At 75.9% G+C, this 299-nt stretch carries 1 protein-coding gene; it reads right to left on the reverse strand.

Going from position 1 to position 299, the window contains the following annotated elements; all coding sequences use genetic code 11:
* Positions 1-299, reverse strand: a 299-nt coding sequence (locus KVT45_RS55300) for a polysaccharide deacetylase family protein (protein ID WP_217562704.1), incomplete at both ends; no start/stop codon positions are given.

A 299-nucleotide genomic window follows, 5' to 3' on the forward strand; every position in this document is an offset into this window, starting at 1 on the left:
TGGCCCCCGCCTTGCCCGTACTGGCCCCCGACCGCCCGCCCGGTCGGGTTGGCCCCGCCGTCGGGCGGCCGGAACAGGACCGGTGCCCCGCCGCCGGCAGCGGCGACCGCCGACTGGGTGCGGGAGATCTCCGAGTCGATCTGCGCCCGCGTCTCCTGGGTCAGGTGCGGATGGGTGTAGCTGTGGTTCCCGTCCCACATGCCCGCGCTGACCTGGGCCCTGACCTGGGCCGGGTTGGCGGCCGCGGACTGGCCCTCGTTGAACATGGTGGCCCGCAGTCCGTTCGCCCCGAGGGCGCC

It is taken from the genome of Streptomyces sp. GbtcB6, from assembly GCF_019091475.1.
GTDB classification, from domain to species: Bacteria; Actinomycetota; Actinomycetes; order Streptomycetales; family Streptomycetaceae; genus Streptomyces; species Streptomyces hyaluromycini.